11 protein-coding genes are annotated in these 20,686 nt (G+C 44.3%); 4 read left to right on the top strand and 7 right to left on the bottom strand.

Going from position 1 to position 20,686, the window contains the following annotated elements:
* Positions 1 to 444 precede the first annotated feature (444 nt).
* A complete protein-coding gene (locus tag QZW82_RS02190) occupies positions 445 to 2,667 on the bottom strand; it encodes a hypothetical protein (protein WP_293143848.1) in 2,223 nt (740 codons plus the stop codon).
* A 536-nt stretch (positions 2,668 to 3,203) separates the two neighbouring features.
* Here QZW82_RS02190 and QZW82_RS02185 point away from each other — a divergent pair.
* Together QZW82_RS02185 and QZW82_RS02180 are read left to right on the top strand one after the other, a co-directional pair.
* The gene (locus QZW82_RS02185; RefSeq protein ID WP_293143845.1) at positions 3,204 to 4,715 is read left to right on the top strand and encodes an FAD-dependent oxidoreductase; all 1,512 of its coding nucleotides are present in this window, start codon (positions 3,204 to 3,206) and stop codon (positions 4,713 to 4,715) included.
* Between the two features lie 22 nt (positions 4,716 to 4,737).
* Positions 4,738 to 4,860 carry a hypothetical protein gene (locus QZW82_RS02180; RefSeq protein WP_293143842.1) on the top strand — a complete coding sequence of 41 codons (123 nt, stop codon included), beginning with the start codon at positions 4,738 to 4,740 and terminating at the stop codon, positions 4,858 to 4,860.
* Between the two features lie 167 nt (positions 4,861 to 5,027).
* Here QZW82_RS02180 and QZW82_RS02175 read toward each other — a convergent pair whose 3' ends face one another.
* The gene (locus tag QZW82_RS02175; RefSeq protein WP_293143839.1) at positions 5,028 to 5,441 is read right to left on the bottom strand and encodes a peptide chain release factor 1; all 414 of its coding nucleotides are present in this window, start codon (positions 5,439 to 5,441) and stop codon (positions 5,028 to 5,030) included.
* Between the two features lie 165 nt (positions 5,442 to 5,606).
* Here QZW82_RS02175 and QZW82_RS02170 point away from each other — a divergent pair, with 165 nt between their 5' ends.
* Together QZW82_RS02170 and QZW82_RS02165 are read left to right on the top strand one after the other, a co-directional pair.
* Positions 5,607 to 5,813: a hypothetical protein gene (locus tag QZW82_RS02170; RefSeq protein ID WP_293143836.1), complete on the top strand. Its 207-nt coding sequence runs from the start codon at positions 5,607 to 5,609 to the stop codon at positions 5,811 to 5,813.
* A 241-nt stretch (positions 5,814 to 6,054) separates the two neighbouring features.
* Complete coding sequence (locus QZW82_RS02165) at positions 6,055 to 6,480, top strand: DUF6335 family protein (protein ID WP_293143831.1); 426 nt, start codon at positions 6,055 to 6,057, stop codon at positions 6,478 to 6,480.
* 50 nt (positions 6,481 to 6,530) lie between these two features.
* On the opposite strand, the gene QZW82_RS02160 is transcribed toward QZW82_RS02165, so the two are convergent.
* The 5 genes from QZW82_RS02160 to QZW82_RS02140 all read right to left on the bottom strand — a co-directional run bounded on the left by QZW82_RS02160 (position 6,531) and on the right by QZW82_RS02140 (position 20,407).
* Positions 6,531 to 8,030 carry a response regulator gene (locus QZW82_RS02160; RefSeq protein WP_293143828.1) on the bottom strand — a complete coding sequence of 500 codons (1,500 nt, stop codon included), beginning with the start codon at positions 8,028 to 8,030 and terminating at the stop codon, positions 6,531 to 6,533.
* A 4-nt stretch (positions 8,031 to 8,034) separates the two neighbouring features.
* The gene (locus QZW82_RS02155) at positions 8,035 to 14,301 is read right to left on the bottom strand and encodes a hybrid sensor histidine kinase/response regulator (protein ID WP_293143825.1); all 6,267 of its coding nucleotides are present in this window, start codon (positions 14,299 to 14,301) and stop codon (positions 8,035 to 8,037) included.
* A 699-nt stretch (positions 14,302 to 15,000) separates the two neighbouring features.
* The gene (locus QZW82_RS02150) at positions 15,001 to 15,879 is read right to left on the bottom strand and encodes a sugar ABC transporter permease (RefSeq protein WP_293143822.1); all 879 of its coding nucleotides are present in this window, start codon (positions 15,877 to 15,879) and stop codon (positions 15,001 to 15,003) included.
* Between the two features lie 177 nt (positions 15,880 to 16,056).
* On the bottom strand, positions 16,057 to 17,520 hold the full coding sequence (locus QZW82_RS02145) for a CIA30 family protein (protein WP_293143819.1): 1,464 nt from the start codon (positions 17,518 to 17,520) through the stop codon (positions 16,057 to 16,059).
* Positions 17,521 to 17,857: 337 nt separating this feature from the next.
* Complete coding sequence (locus QZW82_RS02140; protein ID WP_293143816.1) at positions 17,858 to 20,407, bottom strand: ATP-binding protein; 2,550 nt, start codon at positions 20,405 to 20,407, stop codon at positions 17,858 to 17,860.
* Positions 20,408 to 20,686 lie beyond the last annotated feature (279 nt).

Raw genomic sequence — 20,686 nt, 5'->3', positions numbered from 1 at the left:
TTGCGGACTAAAGTCCTCACTACAAACCTTAATCTGAGGTTCGTAGTCAGGACTTCAGTCCTTCTTCTTGCGGACTAAAGTCCTCACTACAAACCTTAATCTGAGGTTCGTAGTCAGGACTTCAGTCCTTCTTTTTGCGGACTAAAGTCCTCACTACAAACCTCACTTCCTGGTTTGTAGTCAGGACTTCAGTCCTTCTTTTTGCGGACTAAAGTCCTCACTACAAACCTTAATCTGAGGTTCGTAGTCAGGACTTCAGTCCTTCTTTTTGTGGACTAAAGTCCTCACTACAAACCTTAATCTGAGGTTCGTAGTCAGGACTTCAGTCCTTCTTTTTGCGGACTAAAGTCCTCACTACAAACCTTAATCTGAGGTTCGTAGTCAGGACTTCAGTCCTTCTTTTTGCGGACTAAAGTCCTCACTACAAACCTCACTGTTGATAGCTTATTTCTTCGTCCCCAAATTGTCAGCCGCCGCCACTAAATAATGAGCAACCTGCATCAAACCGTCGGAACTTTCTTGCAATCCACTGCACACTTTCGCCATCGAAGTATCTGCTTCTTCAAAAAACTTGTGCTGCGATGAAGTAGTTATTTCCAAATATCCAACTAATTGATTGTTGCCCAACTCCAGCGCGCGATCGAACTGATTAGTCATGTTTTGATAGGCACTCTCAACCCGCCGCACTTGTTCTTGTTCCGCTTCCAAAGCTGCATTTAATTGATTCACCAAATTTGTATAGGTAGTTTGCAATCTTTCTCCTTCTGTATTGAACTGATTTGCCATTTTTTCATAAACGCTTTCTACCCGCAGCACTTCTTGTCCGGTTATCTTTGCTAATTCCTGCAACTGTGCCAAACGCTGGCTGGAATTCAAGCCTACAGAATTAGCAAACTGACTTACTTCTGCGGCTGTTGTCAAAATTTGGCTCATGCTTTGGTCAACTTGCTGCGACATCAATTTGCGTTTCTCTGATTCTTCTTGAAAAACTTTCTGCAAGCCGAGTACAACCTGTGCTAAACCTTTTTGCTGTTTGCCTAATGTTCCTTCTAATAAATTGTTTTGTTGGGTAAAAAATTGCTGGAGTGAGGCTTGATACGTTACCCGGAAGTTGTCTAATTCTTCCTGGACTGTGACGCGGGTGTTTTGCAGCATTGAGTCAACATTCTGCAAGCTACCTACCAGATTTTCTCGGGCTTTATCCATCAATCCAGAAGCTTCATCGCCTACTACTTTGAGAGTGTCAGACTGAGTTTGAAAGGCGGAGTGGGTGGCATTTAAAATATTTGTCATCCGGGTTTCGACACCTTGCAGCATTTCTCTTTCTTGTTCGGCTTGAGTGTGGAGAGATGCTTGCAAGTTATCTTGGATTCCTCTAAAGGTGTTGGCGGCTTCTTGGGCGCTTTCTTGAAAGGCTGTTCTTTGCGCTTTCATCCCTTCAATGCTTTCTCCAACTCCCGATCGTATTTCGGTGGCCATTTCTTGCAAAACGCTGTGGGTGTCGGTTTGAAACTGTCCTAAAATTTGCTGCAAGTTGTTGGCAAATTCTTGCAACTGTACTAATGTATCTTGCTGGAAAGTTTGAATTGTCAGGATTGATTGTGCTAAACTAGAAGATATTCCACCTAATTCGTTCTTCAGTTCTCTGACAGCTTCGGATGCTTCTTGAGTTGACTTGGCACTTTCATCCAACCGCCCGACTACGGGTTCAATTACTTCGGTGCGGAGGCCTGAAAGTAGGTTGTTTAATATCTGTTCGCCTTGGTCTGCTTTAATCTGTTGGAGTACGGATAATTCTTGACGAATATCTTGGAAAACTGGGGTCATTGCTAAACCGATTTGCTGTCCGATCGCCTGGGAGTTCACATTGCTTTGCGCCTCGACGATTTGAGCAAATCCGGTTTTCATTGTCTCGATCGCAAGGGCGATCGCACTTTCAGCATCGCCACCGCTGGAATTGGCACGGGAAAACAGTTGTTCGGGGGTTTGTAATTTCGCGATTTTATCTAATTTGGCGCGCAAATTGGATTGATTCGCAACGCGCGCGCGATCGCCCCAAGCTAACACGATCGTAAATACGCTAGATGAACCCAAACCCATCAGAGAAGTGGAAAACGCTGTTTTCATCCCCTCCAGCAAGGTGCTAATCGAGGGTAGCAATTGTTTGGTATCTTCCAGCGAACCCAAGTTAACATCTTGCAATCCGGTTTGAATGCCGTAAAATGTACCTAAAACCCCCAGGGCTACTAAGACGCTGGGCACAAACCGCCACTGACTCCGAGGTGCCGATCGCACTAAAATGGCCGGATACTGAAATAATAGAAAGCGGCCGGATTTTACCTGAGCCCTGTAAGCCTCACCATCGGCGGTTATTTCCCCCGTCAAGTGTTCGCTAAACCAGTCTAGGAGAAGTTTCCAAGAGTCTGTTGCTGTTTCCGGTTGCTGTAGATCGATCGCCCCTGAGGTACCCTTTTCTAACTTCGAGCTCAAATAATTGACAGCCTCAAAAGTCGATCGGCTTTTGGCGCCCACATAACGCTGGTACTGCTTCACAGAAGTGTACTCGCCCCAAACAGCCGCGCACAGCAAAATTAGCGCCGCCCAGTGAAAAATGCTATTCTGCCAAATCACCCCAAAAACAGCAGTCAAATAATTAATCAATTGCATATTGACAACCCGTTCTGTTTGTGTATTTTACTCTAATCTTAATTCGCCGAAAAAACCAACCTTAACGTTTTAATATAACAGCTATCGCCCTCAAAAGTTGACAGTTGACAGTTGACAGTTGACAGTTTGATAGCGACCTCTACCTAGAAGGAACAGAATTAGATTAATGAATAGTCTGCTTTTAATTTCTCCCTCAAAGCAAGAGGCTTTCAACCAATTATTTCTGGCAAAAAAAACCTCGTTTAACCTTCTGATAATCGAGTTCATATGGCGCTTATAAAATGAGCTTAGTCAAGCGCGACCAATTCCCGATTACCAGACAGACCTCATCTAAATTAGTGAAGCTATATAGCGGTTCTCAAAAAAGTGAGGTATCCCCAATGCCCAATGCCCAATGCCCAATGCCCAATGCCCAATTCCCAATGCCCAATGCCCAATTCCCAATTCCCATGAGTACCTCATCTTTCTGAGAAAGGTTATATCTCGCTTTATTTTATCAATTATGTCATCATAAATAAAGAATCAAGAGGTACGCAATGTCAGCAGAATCGCCAACCCGAAAAATAGTCGTAGTCGGCGCCGGATGGGCCGGTTTAGGCGCCACCTATCACCTAGCCCAACAAGGCTATGACGTAACTTTGTTAGAAGCAGGGCCTCAGCCAGGAGGCTTAGTTGCGGGGTGGAAAACCGCAGGCGGGCGTTCCGTAGAAGCAGGCATTCACGGCTTCTGGTATCCTTACAAAAATATCTTTTCATTAGTCAAGGAATTAGGACTCGATCCCTTCACGCCTTGGACTCGTTCTTGTCAGTATTCCCCCGCCGGATTGGAAGTTGAATCTCCCATTTTCCAGGACGAACCCAGACTTCCCACACCGTTAGGAACATTCCTGTACACGCGATTTAAAAGACTGCCATTAGTCGATCGGCTTTCAGCCTTACCATTACTCTACGCCGTCCTAGATTTCGACAACTCCGACGAAGCTTGGCAGCGGTACGATCGCGTTACAGCCCGCGAATTGTTCAAACAGTTTGGCGTATCTGCAAGGCTGTACCGCGATGCTTTTGAGCCGATGTTATTAGTAGGTTTATTTGCGCCCGGAGAACAATGTTCTGCTGCCGCAGCTTTGGGAATGTTGTATTATTTCATTTTAGCACACCAAGCAGATTTTGACGTAGTTTGGTGTCGCGGCACTGTCGGAGAAAAAATCTTTCGTCCGTGGGTAGAACGCCTAGAAAAAATCGGCGCCAAAGTATTGACAAAACGGCGAGTTACTGATGTCATAGTTGACAGCAACAATCAAGCCAAGGCAGTTGTATGCGGCGACGAAACCTTCGATGCAGATGCAGTTATTTTTGCAGTTGGCGTCACGGGAATGCAAAAAATTATCAGCAGTAGCCCCGCTTTGCAAAGCCGCCAAGAGTTTCGGGACGTGATGAATTTGGGCGCTGTTGACGTGTTAGCTGTCCGCCTGTGGTTTGACAGAAAAATTGATATTCCGCTGCCTTCAAATGCCTGTTTTGGATTTAGTTCGACTACGGGATGGACGTTTTTTGATTTGAATGCTTTGCACGACGAATTCCGCTCCGAACCGGGAACAGTTGTGGAAGCTGATTTTTATCATGCCAATCAATTAATTCCCCTGAAAGATGAGGAAATTGTTGCTCTTGTTCGGCGGGATTTGGCGACTTGTATTCCGGCTTTTCGGGAGGCTAAAGTAATCGACAGCAGCGCGATTCGTTTATCGCGGGCGGTGACGCATTTTGCACCGGGAAGTTATCAGTATTTGTTGCCTGCCGTCACAAGTTATGATAATGTATTTATGAGCGGCGATTGGGTTGTGACCCGTCACGGTTCTTGGTCGCAGGAAAAGGCTTATGTTACTGGTTTGGAGGCTGCAAATTTGGTAGTTTCGCGTTTCGGAATCGGCAAGAAAGCGACAATTATTCCGGTGGAGGCTGACGAACCACACATTCAAATCGGCAGACAGATTAATCAGTTTGCTCGCAGTTTGACTAAAGCTGTTATTCCCGATTTTTGGCTGCCATAATTAGAAGGAAGTTCGGCAACGGATGCAAGTAACGGATGTAACGGATGTAACGGATGTAACGGATGTAACGGATGGAAGTCACATCGAAGTCGGAAGAGGGAAGAAGGAAGAAGAAGGGAGAATCTCAGTTTTGCATTTACAGTAACTAATCGTCGGGTGCGTCAGGGCAAAAATTATTAATTTATACTCAAGACATTCAACCCTGACGCACCCTACAATCACAAATGTACAACTCAACCCAAAAAATACGCATCCTACAATAACCAATGCCCAATGCCCAATGCCCAATGACAACTGTCAACTGTCAACTGACTATCGCCAATAAGGCCGGCCCTTCCAAAAAACTCCCACGGTAATGCCTATTAGCGCAGCTTCCGATAAACTTGCTAAAAAAGCAGGTATGGGCAGGAATGACTTTAATACCAAACCCAAGATTACGCACAAAACTAAAACCCACAAATTAGTCCGGTTGAGCAAAAATTGCTGCTGCCAATACTCCAAAAAGTACACTGCTAAAGCTCCCATTCCCACGGCTGTAACAAAAGGTATCAATATTCCGAGGGAGGAGCCGTAGAGAAGTGTCAGGATGTTGCGGATTACCCGCGATTGCGTGAAACCCCAGGCTAAAAATAGTTCCAGTCCAATCACGATGGAGTTGACGAGGGCGGCAATTTGCAGCATTTCTCGCCAGGGGAAAAGTTTTAAGCGGCGCAGAAAATTGCTCATAATCGGCAAATTTGGTAGGTTGCTTTGATTTTATAACAGTTTTGCGCTGGCGATCGACATTTGAGGCGAGTTTGTCAAGTAAAATGAACATAGAAGGCAGTCTCTTGACAAATTCACCCAGAGCGTCTGCCTGCTAGTTGTTGGAACCCTGAAAGGAAAAGAGTTATGGTGGAGAACACTGTCGATTGTGCTGTAGCTTGCGTCAACGGCTGCGTTTTGGGCGACAAGTGTCCGAAGCGGGAATACGCAGAAGCAACTTCAAGCTTTATTGAAAATACTTCTCTCGACAAAATGCTAGAAATGGCAGAGGAAGCGGTGAGAAGGAAACGGACGGAACCTCCCAAATGGGTAATCCCTGATTTTCCTGAATAGAATTACTGCTCCTTACAAAAAACATCGCCCTTTAAAAAGGGCGATGTTTTTCGTATTCCTAATGAAAGAGCAGATCGAAATTAATATATTTCCTGGGATAGAAGCTCAAAGCTTAAATAGGAGTTATTATGCCACTTAATTACAGCCATTGGCAATCGATAACCAGAATCGAAGTAAAGCCAATAGTTAAATTACGAAGTATTTAATTGAATTGAGTGAAAAAGACTCAGGAGCAAGTATCGTGGCACAACCAAAGCAACCATCTAAGAAAACAAGAGAAGAACGCAATAATTCGGGCGATTTGCCTCAAGAAATTACCGAATCTTACGGCACCGGCGTTATCACTGAGCCGGGATTGAGCGAAGACGGAATCACAACTCTGGACGATAGCAGTTCTGAATATACTTCAACCAATTCTCAGATTCGTGGTGGGGATGGTGATATTGCTGCTGCGGAACAAGAAAGCGCCACTGGTGAGAAATTGGTAGGCGGAAGCGCTCCAACTCCCGACCAAGATATGGTTGATGAACTCGGCGCCGCTGCGGGAATAGAAATGCCCGATGGAGCTATTTTGCACACCGCAGATATGCTCGACAACCGAGATGAAAGTCGCTGGGAATTAGACCCGAATTCTGCGGAAGATTATGAGGAACGACCGGATTTATAGGTTTATTTCTTAGTCTCTTAGAGAGGGACTTTGCTTGTGTAGTAGCGGTTTCAACCGCCGCCTCCTGTTTTGGAACCTGAGAGCGCCATTTCTCGCACTTTTTGTCTGATTGGAAGCTCGATCGCAAATTCGGTTCCTTGGCCTGGTGTCGAACAACACCGCAAACTGCCACCGTGCTTTTCTGTGACAATGTGCCAGCTAATTGACAGGCCAATTCCCGTACCTTTTCCCACAGGCTTTGTTGTAAAAAACGGGTCAAAAATACGATCGCACAAATCCTCGCTGATTCCCGGCCCGCTGTCAGCAATTTTAATAATTGCCGTGTTCGGGTTGTGGACTTTCGTACAAATCCGAATCTGGTAGGGATTTATTTTAATTTCTTCCATTGTTTTTTCAGCGCATGATTCTTCTATCGCATCGATGGCATTAGCTAAAATATTCATAAATACCTGATTGATCTCCCCGCCGCAGCACTCTACATTTTTTAAATTGGGATCGTACTCCTTAATCACCTGAATCGCGGGACGGTTCGCCTTAAATTTCAGCCGATTTTGCAAAATCATCAGCGTGCTGTCAATACCTTGATGAATATCAATCAGCTCCATTTCTCGCCCTTCTTGCCGCGAAAAATACCGCAGAGATAGAATTATATCCCGAATGCGATCGCCACCTAGCCGCATCGAGTCTAGCATTTTCAGCAAATCATCCTTGATGAATTCAATCTCTACCGCTTCTGCTGTTGATGTTATTTCCGCTGCGGGCTCGGGATAGTGCTGCTGGTAAAGATTGAGTACCTTGAGCAAATCTTCAGTATAATCGCGAACGTAATTGAGATTGCCGCAGATAAAATTTACCGGATTGTTAATTTCGTGAGCAATTCCCGCCACCATTTGCCCCAAAGCCGACATTTTTTCGCTCTGAATTAACAACGACTGGGCGTGCTGGAGCTTGTGCAGGGACTGCTGTAAATTCTCCTGTGTTTGCTGTCTCTGGTTCACCTCTTCCTGTAGCCGCTCGTTGGCTACAGAAAGTTCCACAGTGCGCGACTCTACCCGTTTTTCCAACTCGGCAGCCAGTTGTTCCAGGTTAATTTGAGCTTGTTTGCGATCGACAATTTCACGCTGCATCTGGGCATTTTGCTCCTGAAGTTTTTGAGTCAGCTTGCGGATGCTCAAATGCGCTTTAGCCCGAGCTAAAACTTCTTGATTTTGAATCGGCTTAGTAACGTAATCAACAGCCCCCAAACTAAATCCTTTTACCTTATCTTCCGTCTCATCCAGCGCTGTCATGAAAATCACCGGAATCTCCTTTGTCAAATCGCCAGCCTTCAAAAGCCGGCAAGTTTCAAACCCATCAATTCCCGGCATTAATACGTCCAGCAATATCAAATCTGGCAGCGAGTATTCAGCTTTTTTGATGGCGCTCTCTCCCGTCCTTGCCACCAACACTTTAAACCCCGATTCCGTCAAAAAATCAAACAGCACTGCCAAATTATTTTGGTTATCATCGACGATCAAGATAACGCTCTCTTCCCAAGGTAAGATGCTCATGCTTTCAATGCTTCCTATATTGTTCTACGAATTCTAAAATCTTTGCTTCTTCAAAATTTTTAGCTAATTGATTCAGATGGCTGGCAAAAGAGACATATCTTGCATCCGTTTTGGCCAATTTTTCTGCTTGTTTTTGAATTCCTCCTAAGTCACCCATCATTGCTAATTCAAAAAGTACAGCTATTTCCTCTGCCGGAGGAGGGATAATTTTTTCATCTGGAATTTTAGATTGGTTGTCGGAATCTTCAGATTCATAATTTTCGTCTTCCAAATTCTCATAAATCCATTCTAACCCTAAATGAACTTGCAAACAATTTAAAAGTTCGTCAGCCCGGATCGGCTTGGGGAGAAAAGCATTGCATCCTGCTGCTAAACTTCCCTGCTTTTCCACTTCCATAATGCTAGCAGAAGTGCCGATCGCAACCACATTTTTAAAGAGCGGCAACTTGCGAATTTGCCGCATCGCTTCAAATCCGTCCATCACCGGCATTACCAAATCAATCAAGATACAATCCGGTTGAAATTCCAGGGCTTTATTCAAACAATCTTGACCGTCTGTAGCCTCAATTATTTCAAAACCCAACGGTTCTAGCAGGTGAATTAAAACCGAGCGATTTTCCCACTGATCGTCAACCACCAGAAGTTTTTTGTTAGTACCATTGAAACCTTTGATAAGTTTTTGGGAATACTTTTTATTGATTTCTGGGCTATCAACTGCTAGCAAATCTAACTCAAACCAGAAAATGCTACCTCTGCCTAAAGTGCTTTCTACTTGTAATTCGCTGCCCATAATCTCGACTAATTCCCGGCTGATTGCTAATCCCAATCCGGTTCCTTCGGTATGGCGGCGGGTATTGCCTACCTGTTCAAAAGGTGTAAATATCTTTGGCAATTCATCAGCAGCAATCCCAATTCCCGTATCTTCAACCTGAAACCGAATCCTCACCTTCGTAGTGAGGACTTCAGTCCTATTTTCATCGGTTGCACAATTCACTACTGAAACCTTAAATGTTACCCCACCCCTTTCAGTAAACTTAACAGCATTACCAATTAAATTAATCAATATTTGGCGCAACTTCTTTTCATCTGCCGAGATTGCACTGGGGAGATACGAAAGATATTCGCAATTAAAAGCTATGTTTTTTTGACTTGCCCGAATGCTACAAATAGCGTTAATGCCTTGAATGAAATCGGGAAAATCAAACTCTGTTGGCACGAGTTCCATTCTCCTTGCCTCGATTTTAGAAAGGTCTAAAATATCCTCTATCAAAGCGAGCAAGTGTTCGCCACAGCGGTGAATAACGCCAATTCCATTCTGTTGTTGCGAGGTCAAATGTTTGTCGCGCTTAAAGATTTGGGTGTAACCTAAAATGCCGTTGAGGGGTGTTCGCAATTCGTGGCTCATGTTAGCTAAAAATTCGCTTTTGGCGTGGCTGGCATCTCGGGCGACGGCTTCGGCTTTTTGGCGTTCTTTAATTTCTTGGGAAAGTAGCGAGTTTTTTTGGTGTAATTCTTGGGTGCGTTCTTTTACTTTTGCTTCTAGGGTAAAGTTGTATTCTGCGAGTTGTTTGTTGGCAGTTTCTAAGTTTGTGTAAAGGCGGGCATTTTCGAGGGCGATCGCAGCTTGGGAAGAAAGCAGCTTCAATACTTCCAAGCGATCGCCTGTAAAAGCCCCGGTTGTCAAGTTATTTTCCAAATACAGGATAGCGGTTAATTTGCCTTGATAGACGATCGCCGCGCATAACACCGATTTTGGCTGGCGATCGACGATGTAGGGGTCATTGTGGAAAATAGCGTCGCTGGTGGCGTCATTTAAGACGATATCTTGCTGGGTGCGATCGACAAAATTGATTAGCGATCGAGGATACGCACAATCCAAGCCGGCGCCTGAGAGTACCTGCACATCGCCGCCAACCTCTCCCGCAGCTTCAACGACAAATTCACCATTTTTGGGTGCAATCAGACACCCAGTTTGGGCCCCCGCATTTTCCAACAAAATCCGCATCAATTTGTCCAGCAAAGCATCGAGGACAATTTCGCCGGAGATAGCCAGAGATGCTTTCATCACAGTAGCGAAATCCAAAGCTTTGTGAGTCTCAGTAACCGTTGCAGAAGTTGCAGTCACAGTCGGGCGATCGCTAATTGTGAGACTATCACTTTCCGGCATCCGTACAATCAACTGCGGATAGCGTTCCTCCAAATCTGCAACTTTCGCATTCGCGCCCCAACGGATGTAACCGTAGTAAGCATCCGTCATGTAAACCTTAGCCACCTTCTGGCGCCCCGCAAACAGGTAAAACTCAGCAGCTAATTCATTCGCCAAAGCCTCTTCCTGAATGTATCCCTGTTCGCGGGAATGTTGGATTGCGCGATCGTAAAATGCGATCGCCCGGTCTTTTTCTCCCAACACCCGCGCTTTCTCAGCCTCAACCAACTCATATTTGTGCAGGTAATTCATCGGTGCGTGGAAAGCCCAATGCTGCATTTTTTTCTGATTTGCTTCCACCTGTTCCAAATATTCTGCTTGTTGTTCAGTATCCGCAGTTGGATATACAGCTAATAAAGCCAGCGAATAGTAAAAATTGTGAGCAGCAATAGGCATCCACCCGCCCACCGATTGCAGGTATTTTGCACCCAAAGCAGCGCTATTAATAGCACTATTAAAGTCTTTAAATAAATATAAAATCATCGATTTAGCCAAATAGACATTAAACACCAACCAACCATTTTTAACCACCAGCCACTGCGGGAGCATCATCTCTTCATCAAAGCTTGCCCCAACCAAGCGATACTTATCTGCCGATAAACCCCGTAAATTTAAATTCATCTGTCTCCATATACTGAAATTGGAGGTAATATATTCGCTTTTAAATTGAGTGAATAAATTAATATAGTGCCCTTGTTTCTGTTCTAAACCATCGAGTTCTTCTCCTATAAAAATCAAAGAAGTGCAATAATTCAAAGCGCAATATCCAGCATAAATCAAATCTCCAACTTCCAGGCCACTTTGAAACCCTTCCTGCAAACTAGCCAGAGTTTCTCTCAGATGCTTTTTCCAAGGCTTAACAAAAGCATTAAACATATTAAAAACTTGGCATTTAATTGAATTGACACCATACTTTTTGAAGAGTTCTACAGACAGTTCCCCAGCATGATATCCTTTTTTGATCTCTGCCATGCCCCCACACAAAACCATACCGTACCAAGTATATGAAGAAGCAGAAAGTGGTGAATAACCTTGTGTCATGCAGAGATTGATTTGAGTCAAGATAATCGGCAATAAAATTTCTGGCTTATTAATCAATGCCGCAGAAGTAATAGACACTAGAAATCGCATAGCAGCCAGTTGTTCCGGGTCTGTCATTTGTGGCAAAGTATCTACTTCTTCCAGTTGTGGCAGTTGTACTTCCAGACGCCCACATTCCAAAATATGCGAGCGAGAAATTCCCATCATTTCCAAAGCTTGCAACCCAGCGTCTATAGCTTTTAGTCCTTGGGTTTTAGCTATATACATCTGGATTTTTAAATCGTATGCTTTTACTCTATCTAGTATATTTATAGCTTGTTCCAAGATGGCATCAATCAGGGTTTCTGCACCCTCAAAATTAGTATTGAGATACTCTGCTTCTGCCGCCTCTGTATGCAGATTGAGTGTCAGTTGGTACTGGCTCTGCCAGCTATTTTCTCCCAGCAGCCCCAAACCGATATTCAAATACTTTACTGCCGACTCATAAGCCATTGCAGCTTTAGCTTTTTGACCGGCAATCAGATTGAGTTCCGCTAACTCGCATCTTTCCGGTTCCGAAGTCAGTAAATCGATTCCGAAATTCAGTTGATTTACCAGTGCAAAAATATTGTCTTTCCGTGCTTCTGGAACGGTATTTTGTAGCAGCAATTGACCTATTTTTAAGTGAGTCTCTTGTTTCTCGTTATCGGGAATCAAAGAATAAGCTGCTTGCTGCACTCTGTCGTGCAAAAACTTATAATCAACCTTCACATCTTGCAGCCCAGCCAGCCCTGTTTCTAATCCTTCAAAAACCAGCGGAATTTTGTAATCGTTGCTCAGCGGCAAAATCAAACCTGCCTGAAGCGCATCCCAGATGTTTAATGCTGTTTCCTTCTGAGATTTTTCGCTGACAATTGCCAGCACTTCTAAATTAAACTGGTTGCCAATACAAGCAGCTAATTTTAATGCTGACTGCGCCGAGACAGGCAACTTCCGAATATTGCGAGCGATTAACTCTACGACATTGCAGTCAGTAATCCCAATGGCTTGGATGTGTCCGAGATCCCACTGCCACGTACTGGATGGAAAATCGTAAGCTAACAGATTTTCTTGATAAAGAGTTCTGAGTAACTGAGTTAGAAAGAAGGGATTGCCTTGGGTTTTGTTGAAAAGTAGCTCGGCGAAAAGTTGAATGTTTTCCGAAATTCCGCTTTTCAAAGTTTCGGATATTAAGAGTTGAACATGACTAAACTCTAAACGAGCGAGAACAATATTGCTAACTCTTTCGGGTATTCCTGCCCCTGCTTTTTGGATATTTTCGATGGTTTGAATCAACGGATGAGTAGGGCTGACTTCGTTATCTCTATAGGCTCCAATTAGCAACAAATATTTGCTGTCTGAATCTGTCACCAGCAGTTCAATTAATTTCAGCGATGCCGAATCAGCCCACTGCAAATCGTCGAGAAAAACTACTAGCGGGTGTTCTTTTGCAGTAAACACGCTAATGAATTGTTTAAACACTCGATTAAATCGGTTTTGTGATTCTGTCGGCCCCAATTCCGGGACTTCCGGCTGTTTCCCGATAATTAGTTCGACTTCGGGAATCACGTCTGCAACAACTTGCCCGTTAACTCCCATAGCGGCTAGCAGTTTTTGTTTCCAAGTCTGGATAGATGCGTCACTTTCTGTTAGCAACTGCCGAATCAATGATTGGAATGCTTGAATCACGGAAGCGTAGGGAATGTTGCGCTTAAACTGGTCAAATTTGCCGCCAATAAAATAGCCGCGCTGCCGAACTATGGGTTTTTGAACTTCGTTTACTAAGCAGGATTTGCCGATACCTGAGTAACCAGAAACCAGGATTAATTCGACCCCCCCGGCCCCCCTTGCTAAGGGGGGTGAAGAAAGCCCAGAAAGCTCCGAAAGCCCCCCCTTACCAAGGGGGGGTTGGGGGGGTTCTCCGGTGCTTTGGGAAAGTTCCAAAAGCCCTCCATTACCAAGGGGAATTCTCTCCGAAAGCCCCCCCTTACCAAGGGGAATTCGCTCCGAAAGCCCCCCCTTGGTAAGGGGGGGTTGGGGGGGTTCTACACCGCTAACTCGCTCAAAAGCGGCTAGCAAAGCGGCGACTTCGGCTTCTCTACCGTATAGTTTTTGGGGGATGAGGAGTTGACCTGCCCGATCGGCATTTCCGGCAGTAAAATCAGATATATTGCCGCTAGCTTGGAGTTGTGCGAGACAAGTTTCGAGGTCAAACCTCAGCCCGTCGGCACTTTGATACCTGTCTTCCGCCGTCTTCTCCAACAACTTCATCACAATTCCAGAAATTGCCTCGGGAATTTCCGGCTTCAAACTGCGGGGCGTGGGGGCGATTCTAGCGATGTGACAGTGAACTAATTCCAAAGGGTCGATCGCACTAAACGGCAATTCACCAGTCAGCATCTCGTAAAAAGTGACACCTAACGAGTAAAAATCGCTGCGATAGTCGATCGCCCGATTCATTCTACCAGTTTGTTCCGGCGAAATATAAGCTAACGTACCTTCGAGCAAATTGGGATAGCTGGGACTTGCGTTTTCTCTAACCAAGCGCGAGGAGATGCTGAAGTCAGTAATTTTGACCTGATAGGTTTCGGGATGGATAATGATATTGTGCGGTTTAATATCTTTGTGAATTATTTGATTTTGATGAATTTCACCCAAACTTTGAGCTAGCTGCACGGCTATTTCGAGAAAATGTTTTAATTTAATTTTTTGAGTAGTTAGAAGTTTTGACAAAGCCAAGCCACCAAAGTCTTCTAATGTGAGTGCTACACTATTTTGATTCGTTTCTAGGCGGTATGAATTAACAATAGTTTCTATATTTCTTAGATTTTTTCGGATTTTATATTCGTGTCTCAAGCGAGTAATCTCTTCGAGAGTTGGATACTCGCTTTTCAGGGTTTTGACTATGACTGGTAGGTTTTCTTGTTCCCAGATTCCCCGATAGATCGCAGTATTGATACCAGAATAAATTTGTTCCGTGATTTGATAGCCTGTTAGTAAAATCATAGTTTAATCAATTTGAATTTAAAGGGTTGACTGCAAATTTGCACGAGTTGTGCTGTGGGCGGAAGTCGATCGCCCGTGTTAGAGGGGTGATGGCACAGGTTGCGTGAAACAGTTGACAGTTGACAGTTGACAGTTGACAGCGAAGTGATAAGAACCGAGATTTAAACTCCGTTCTTATCACAATCTGCCTGAAGGCAGGGGCTTCAAACCGCTGCTATTCGGTGAAACAAATTCCGAGGCATAATCAACGTTAGTGCAGAGGTCACAGCTTTGGCATTGGCTATTTGGCTTAATCTTTAAGGCGATCGCACTTACGTATTCTTACTGATTAATACGTATTGTTACTGATTAAATTGTGTTTTATATAACATTTTCCGCGCCAAGGGTTTTAACAGCCTTCTTAACGCTCTTTCGTCACTCTCGTCATATAAAAACCTGGAACTTTTACACCGAGAGACTTTCCCCTTTTGAGCTTGAGGTATGGGTTCCTATCAGTTTGCGATCGCCAGATTGCCCATTGAGTATAAGTTTCATCAGTTGGCTGCAATTTTTATTTTTCTGGAGTGACAAAAGAGCGTTAATCTCCTTCTCTCTTTTTTCTGTCAAATGTCAAAGAAGAGGGCGGGCACGCACCATCCACCGCCCCTACAAATGTCAACTGTCAAATGTCAACTGTCAACTGTCAACTGTCAACGTCAACTAATCATTGCGAGTCAAACCCTGAAGGCTAACTTGCAAAACCGACAAACCCAAAATCAGCAAAAACAAAACTAGGGCGATGGTACAAGCATAACCAATTTCCAAATCCTTAAAAGCCCGTTCGTAAAGATAATAAACAACAGTCTTAGAACTATTGCGAGGGCCGCCCTGAGTCATAATATAAACTTCTTCAAAAACCTTAGTAGCAGAAATCGCCGAAATCACCGCCACCAAAACCAAATAAGGCTTCATCAGCGGCACAGTAATATCCCAGTGTTTCCGCAAACCTTCCGAACCATCAATTGCCGCCGCTTCATAAAGTTCTCCCGGGATTGATTGCAGTCCAGCCAAATAAATTACCATGTAATAACCTAAGCCTTTCCAGACAGTAACTGCCATCACGCTAAAAATTGCCACCTTCGGATTTGCCAGCCAAGAAACCGGAGGCAAACCCAATACTTCCCCCAACTGATTTAGCAATCCCGTCTCAGCAAACAGCCACTTCCAAGCAATCCCCGCCACAACCATCGAAATCACCGCCGGCGTGTAATATGCGGCGCGGAACCAGTTCATCCCCCGCAGCTTTTGATTGCACAAAATCGCCATTCCCAACGGTAGAACAACCAATACAGGCACAACACAGATGAGATACAGCAGCGTATTGGTCAAAGTTTGCCAAAAAGTGCGATCGCCCCACAACCGCTCAAAATTCTTCAAACCCACCCACTGCGGCATTTGAGTTAAATCGTATTCGTAACTCGTAAAACTCAAATAAAAAGCTTGTAAAGCAGGCCACAAAACAGTCAAAGTCAAAACAAACAAAGCCGGAAACAAAAACAAATAAGGCGTTGAATAGCGGCGGAAAAAATTCAAAGGCATAAATTAGTTATTGGTTATTAGTTATTAGTTATTATTTTACTCATCATCCCAAATCCAGTGGCAGCGGAACGATTAAACCGCGAAGACGCGAAGAGCGCGAAGCAAGAACTGCATCTTCTTCCTCTTCCTTCGTGTACTTTGCGTCTTCGCGGTTCGTTTAATCTTATTCCATAAGAGTTATTTAACCCCAGAAAACAAAGCCTGCCACTCTCCGGGAGAACTGCCATTTTCCCCCTCTTTCACCTCAAAAGTAACCTTACAAGCCTGCGGTTGTTCCAAAGCTTGCACGCACAATTCCGCAATATCTTCCCGGCTAACTTTGCCCCGAATATTATCTCCTTGCTCGAAGATCAAAGCTTTGCCCCCAGGTTCTTCAGTCAAAGCGCAAGGTCTAACAACAGTATAAGGTATGCCGCTCGATCGCACGCAATCCTCCCCTTTCAACTTCCAAGTCAAAATTCCCCCCAGCATATCATTCATTCTGACAGCCGGCGGTTCATCTTCCAAAATAAGTCCCGGGCGGCCCGGGCGAGTAACTCCCGCCGAACTCACCATCACAAATCGCGGCAAAGTCTGGCCGCCATCAGCTTTAATAGATTCTAATTCCAGTTGAAAAACACCCGGTGTAAATTTCGGATTCAGCGCACCGTCGTATTCAAACTTGCTCAGCATTAACTGAAAAGAATAAATACTGGTTGGGTCGAATTTCGCGCCCTCCTTAACCGTCTTGGCGCGGAATACTGGAATCAACTTATCGAAGGGAACTACGATCGTAATCCAGGTATTGTACACAGTATCGAACGAATAGCAATAGCCGATACCATCCCATTTAGCCTCGCTACGCACGATCAACTTGTAGCGCTTACCATCCCCTTTGACCCGGAGCAGGAGACCGCTAAACCCTGCGAGATTGACCGGAGGATCGAAGTTGCGGGTGCGGACAGAAGCAAAGCCGCCCGAGTTGGCAGTGGAAACATTGCCCGTGAATATAGCTGTACTGTCTGTAAGTACGATCGAACTTTCGCTAGTCCCGCCCATCACAACATCGTCGAGGGCGCCCCAAGTTTCCTTTAAATCTTGGGTAGGTTTTGTGAAATCAAAAATGACTTTTTCGCCTGATTTAATTAGCTGGCTGCGAACAGCTTGCACTAAATTATTCAGGCCTTTGTATTCGACTATTTCGGGAACATCCACAACTTCCGGCATATAAAACTTGATGCCTTGATAGTATTTTTCCCTAGTTGGCGTGTCTCCTTCTACAGGTTGAACTTTGGTGCCCGTGCAGCAGATGACTGCTTCTACGCCCTCAGTGACGCGCGGTGTCAGCGTCTCGGCGATAGTGATATCTCCCTCGACTAATTCGACATTTTTGCCAAGAATTTCGGTTGCTCTTTTGGTATCTCTCACGAGACAGCGGACTTGATATCCTCGCTGTTGCAGCCGCTTGACAACTCGCTTCCCGACGCCGCCTGTGGCACCGGCTACCAGTACGAGTTTGGGCTTGTCTTTTTTACTGTTGCTGCTGCTTCCGAACAATTGTTGCAGCCAGCTAATGCTGCCAATGAAGGGAATCACCCCGAAATAAGCCAAGGTTTTGACAAATCTCCCAGCATCCCATTGGGCGGTATTTTTTTCAGTCACAGTCGCTTCCTCAGAGTTGGCTCAAATCTACTTATAGCAGTTGACAGTTGACAGTTGACAGTTGACAGTTATGGTATCCGAATCTAACCGTTTATAAAGCAAGGATTTTAGACTCTATTGATGAGTTCTTGAATATCCTAACCGATGTGGCGGTTGCTATAGCTGCTTTTGTATTTTAATCGAATTTTAGATTTGTGCATTTTGTCGATAAGCGCACTTTTTTTCACTTCACCGAATAGCAGGGGTTTGAAGTCCCAGCAGGTCGGCAGATTATGATAAGAACGGAGTTTAAATCTCCGTTCTTATCACTTCGCTGTCAACTGTCAACTGTCAACTGTCAACTGTTTAAAATCGGTTTGGGATGAGTTTGGCTCAAGGGAATCTCAATAATCAACTCGGTTCCCTCTCCGGGGGCTGAAATACAGCTCAATTTGCCGCCGTGTTGTTCCACCACAATTTCGCGGCCAATCGCCAAACCTATCCCCGCACCTTTCCCTACCGGTTTTGTGGTAAAAAACGGCTCAAATATTTTCTGTCTAACTGTTTCTTCCATACCCCAAGCATTGTCCTTAATCCGAACTGCTACGGCTGTTTCTCCCGGACAAACTTCAGTCACGATCCGAATTTGTCCGCTCTTGGCTGTCTCTGCTTCGTGCCAAGAGTGCGGCGATAAATTTTTGTTAACAAAGGCATCTTCTAAAGCATCAAGCGCATTTGTCAGCACATTCATAAATACTTGGTTGATTTGAACTGGGTAACACTCAACCAACGGTAGAGAGCCATATTCTTTGTTGAGATGAATTGCAGGGCGATGGTACTGCGTACCTGCTACGCTAACGGGCTTCGGTTTGAATCGGTTGCTCAAAATCAGCAAAGCACTGTCCAATCCGTCGTGAATGTCAACTTCTTTAATCTCTGCTTCGTCAATTCTAGAGAAATTTCGCAGCGACTGAACAATCTCGCGGATGCGGTTAGCTCCTACTTTCATTGAACCCAGCAACCTCGGCAAGTCTTCAACTATAAACTCTAATTCTGCTCCTTCTATTTCTGCTTGAATTTCTGGCGAAGGCGACGGATAGTGCTGCTCGTAAAGCTGCAATAAATCGATCATTTTTTGACTGTATTCGTCGGCATAGTTAAGATTTCCGTATATGAAGTTAATCGGGTTAGTCACTTCATAGGCTACCGCCGCCACCAACTGTCCCAAACTTGACATTTTTTCGCTTTGCACCAATTGAGTTTGCGTCCGCTGAAGCTCGTACATCGCTGCTTTTAAATGCTCGCTTTTTTCGCGTTCTCTGGCGATTGAGGCTTCTAGTGCTCTATTTAATTTTTCGAGTTTTTTGGTTTGGCGCAGCACTATATTGATTATTGCTTTTTTTAGTTCCAATGCAGCGTCTATTTCGCATTGCTTCCACGGCAAAGATTTGCACCTCACATTTTCTTTCCACAGCTCGAAGGATTTCCTAGGAGACAGTCTGTGGCTGCCATCTTCATCTATTAGAACTGCTTTGTTGGGGTTTCCGGCCCAATTTACGGTCTTAATTACTTCCGGGCGAAACCACAAGACGTATATTTTCTGACTCGGCGATATTGCTATTGCCAAACACCCGCTAGCCGTGTTTTTAAATTCCTCAGCTTCTGGATAGCATTTAGTCAGCGAGTCTGTATAAAAAATTTCTTTTCTTAGGCTGTTTTGCACCCACTGAGTTAAGGATTTAAGCGCTTCTCCGTGAGGTGTTTCCCCGACTCGATAGCAATTTTCTCCAAATACTATTGATGCTCCCTGGGCGTTGACTGCTTCCAGCAAATTATGCTGGCATTTAACTAACACTTCTGACAAGTTTTCGGAGGTAGATATGTCTTCAAAAATCTGGGTTTGAATAGATTTTAAGTGTAGTTTGTAGTCGTAGTCTTCGTTGGCTTCTTTTGACTGCAATTCTAAGGACATTACTTGCCCGATAAACTCGCAAGCGGCTCGCACTTCATGGTTGAGGTATTTTGGTGTATAGTTATGGCCAACAATCAATCCCCACAGTTGTCTATCTTTGATTAAAGAGATTGATAAAGTAGCGGCAACGCCCATATTTTGCAGGTATTCTATGTGAATGGGAGACACGCTTCTCAACACGCTGAGACTGAGGTCTAGGGACTGCTTCGTAACAGAATTTTTTTCGGGAATGATGCGAACTGGTTGATAATTAATATCTGGTATTAACCTCAACCAATTTAACAAATACAGTTTTTTGGCTTGTTTGGGAATATCTGACTTGGGGTAGTTTAAGCCCAGGAATGAACTCAGGTTTTCTAGTTTGTCTTCAGCCACTATAGCACCGTTACCTTCTGCGTCAAATTGATAGGTCATAACTCTATCAAATCCCGAAATTTTCCGGATTTCTCCCACAGTCTGCTGACATAATTCTTTGAGATTTTTGGCGCTTTGAATTTGGCTGACAATGGATCTGACTGAATGATAAAAGCTAAAAACGGAAAGATTTTCTGTGGTGATTGCTAATTCTAGCTCAATTATCAAAATTCCTTGTTGTCGGTGGAGGATGCAGTCAAATTCTAAAAACTTGTCTGCTTTGTTGACAGAGATTTTAATGGGATTGACGGTTTTTAAGTTTTCGTTCTGCAAACAGGCATTGAGTTTTTCTAACTGAACTTTATCGAAGAATAAGCTCAAATCTTGACCGATCGCACTTTTGGCATCGACTCCCAATAAATATTGCGTATTTTCACTGACTTGCAGTATTTCTAGTTGAGGTTCTCGTACAACCACGAGAATCCCGTGAGGCTGAATGTGCCCCGATATGTGAATGGGTTCTGTGTCGCAGTTTGTCAAGTCAACTTCTGCGAGTGCTGGGATTGTGCTTTGTCGATCCATTGTCTCTATTTTCCGCTGTAAAATTTCGAGAGGGTTCTATCGATTTTAGATTTGATCTCAAATTTGCTTTTCAATAATCTCATATTGTTCGATCGCATAATGGCCCGATCCCTTGACCGACACTAACAAGGCATTATCCGAAAATCAGCGAATCGAAAATGATGGAGTCGAAAATTAGCCTACCGTTGTGTTGCTGCTAGACTGGCGCGAGCATTCTGGTTTTTTTTTACGAACTGAGCTATTCTATTCGAGCGATCCCCGATATTAATTATCGCAGCA

This window comes from Microcoleus sp. bin48.metabat.b7b8b9.023 (assembly GCF_013299185.1).
Taxonomy (GTDB): domain Bacteria; phylum Cyanobacteriota; class Cyanobacteriia; order Cyanobacteriales; family Microcoleaceae; genus Microcoleus.
This window is presented reverse-complemented; position numbering and strand designations above follow the sequence as displayed.

Coding starts and splice junctions, on each gene's coding strand:
- QZW82_RS02160 (WP_293143828.1), bottom strand. CDS start 8,030: ATGAGCATCTTACCTTGGGAAGAGAGCGTTATCTTGATCGTCGATGAT.
- QZW82_RS02185 (WP_293143845.1), top strand. CDS start 3,204: ATGTCAGCAGAATCGCCAACCCGAAAAATAGTCGTAGTCGGCGCCGGA.
- QZW82_RS02155 (WP_293143825.1), bottom strand. CDS start 14,301: ATGATTTTACTAACAGGCTATCAAATCACGGAACAAATTTATTCTGGT.
- QZW82_RS02140 (WP_293143816.1), bottom strand. CDS start 20,407: ATGGATCGACAAAGCACAATCCCAGCACTCGCAGAAGTTGACTTGACA.
- QZW82_RS02180 (WP_293143842.1), top strand. CDS start 4,738: ATGCAAGTAACGGATGTAACGGATGTAACGGATGTAACGGATGTAACG.
- QZW82_RS02150 (WP_293143822.1), bottom strand. CDS start 15,879: ATGCCTTTGAATTTTTTCCGCCGCTATTCAACGCCTTATTTGTTTTTG.
- QZW82_RS02170 (WP_293143836.1), top strand. CDS start 5,607: ATGGTGGAGAACACTGTCGATTGTGCTGTAGCTTGCGTCAACGGCTGC.
- QZW82_RS02190 (WP_293143848.1), bottom strand. CDS start 2,667: ATGCAATTGATTAATTATTTGACTGCTGTTTTTGGGGTGATTTGGCAG.
- QZW82_RS02175 (WP_293143839.1), bottom strand. CDS start 5,441: ATGAGCAATTTTCTGCGCCGCTTAAAACTTTTCCCCTGGCGAGAAATG.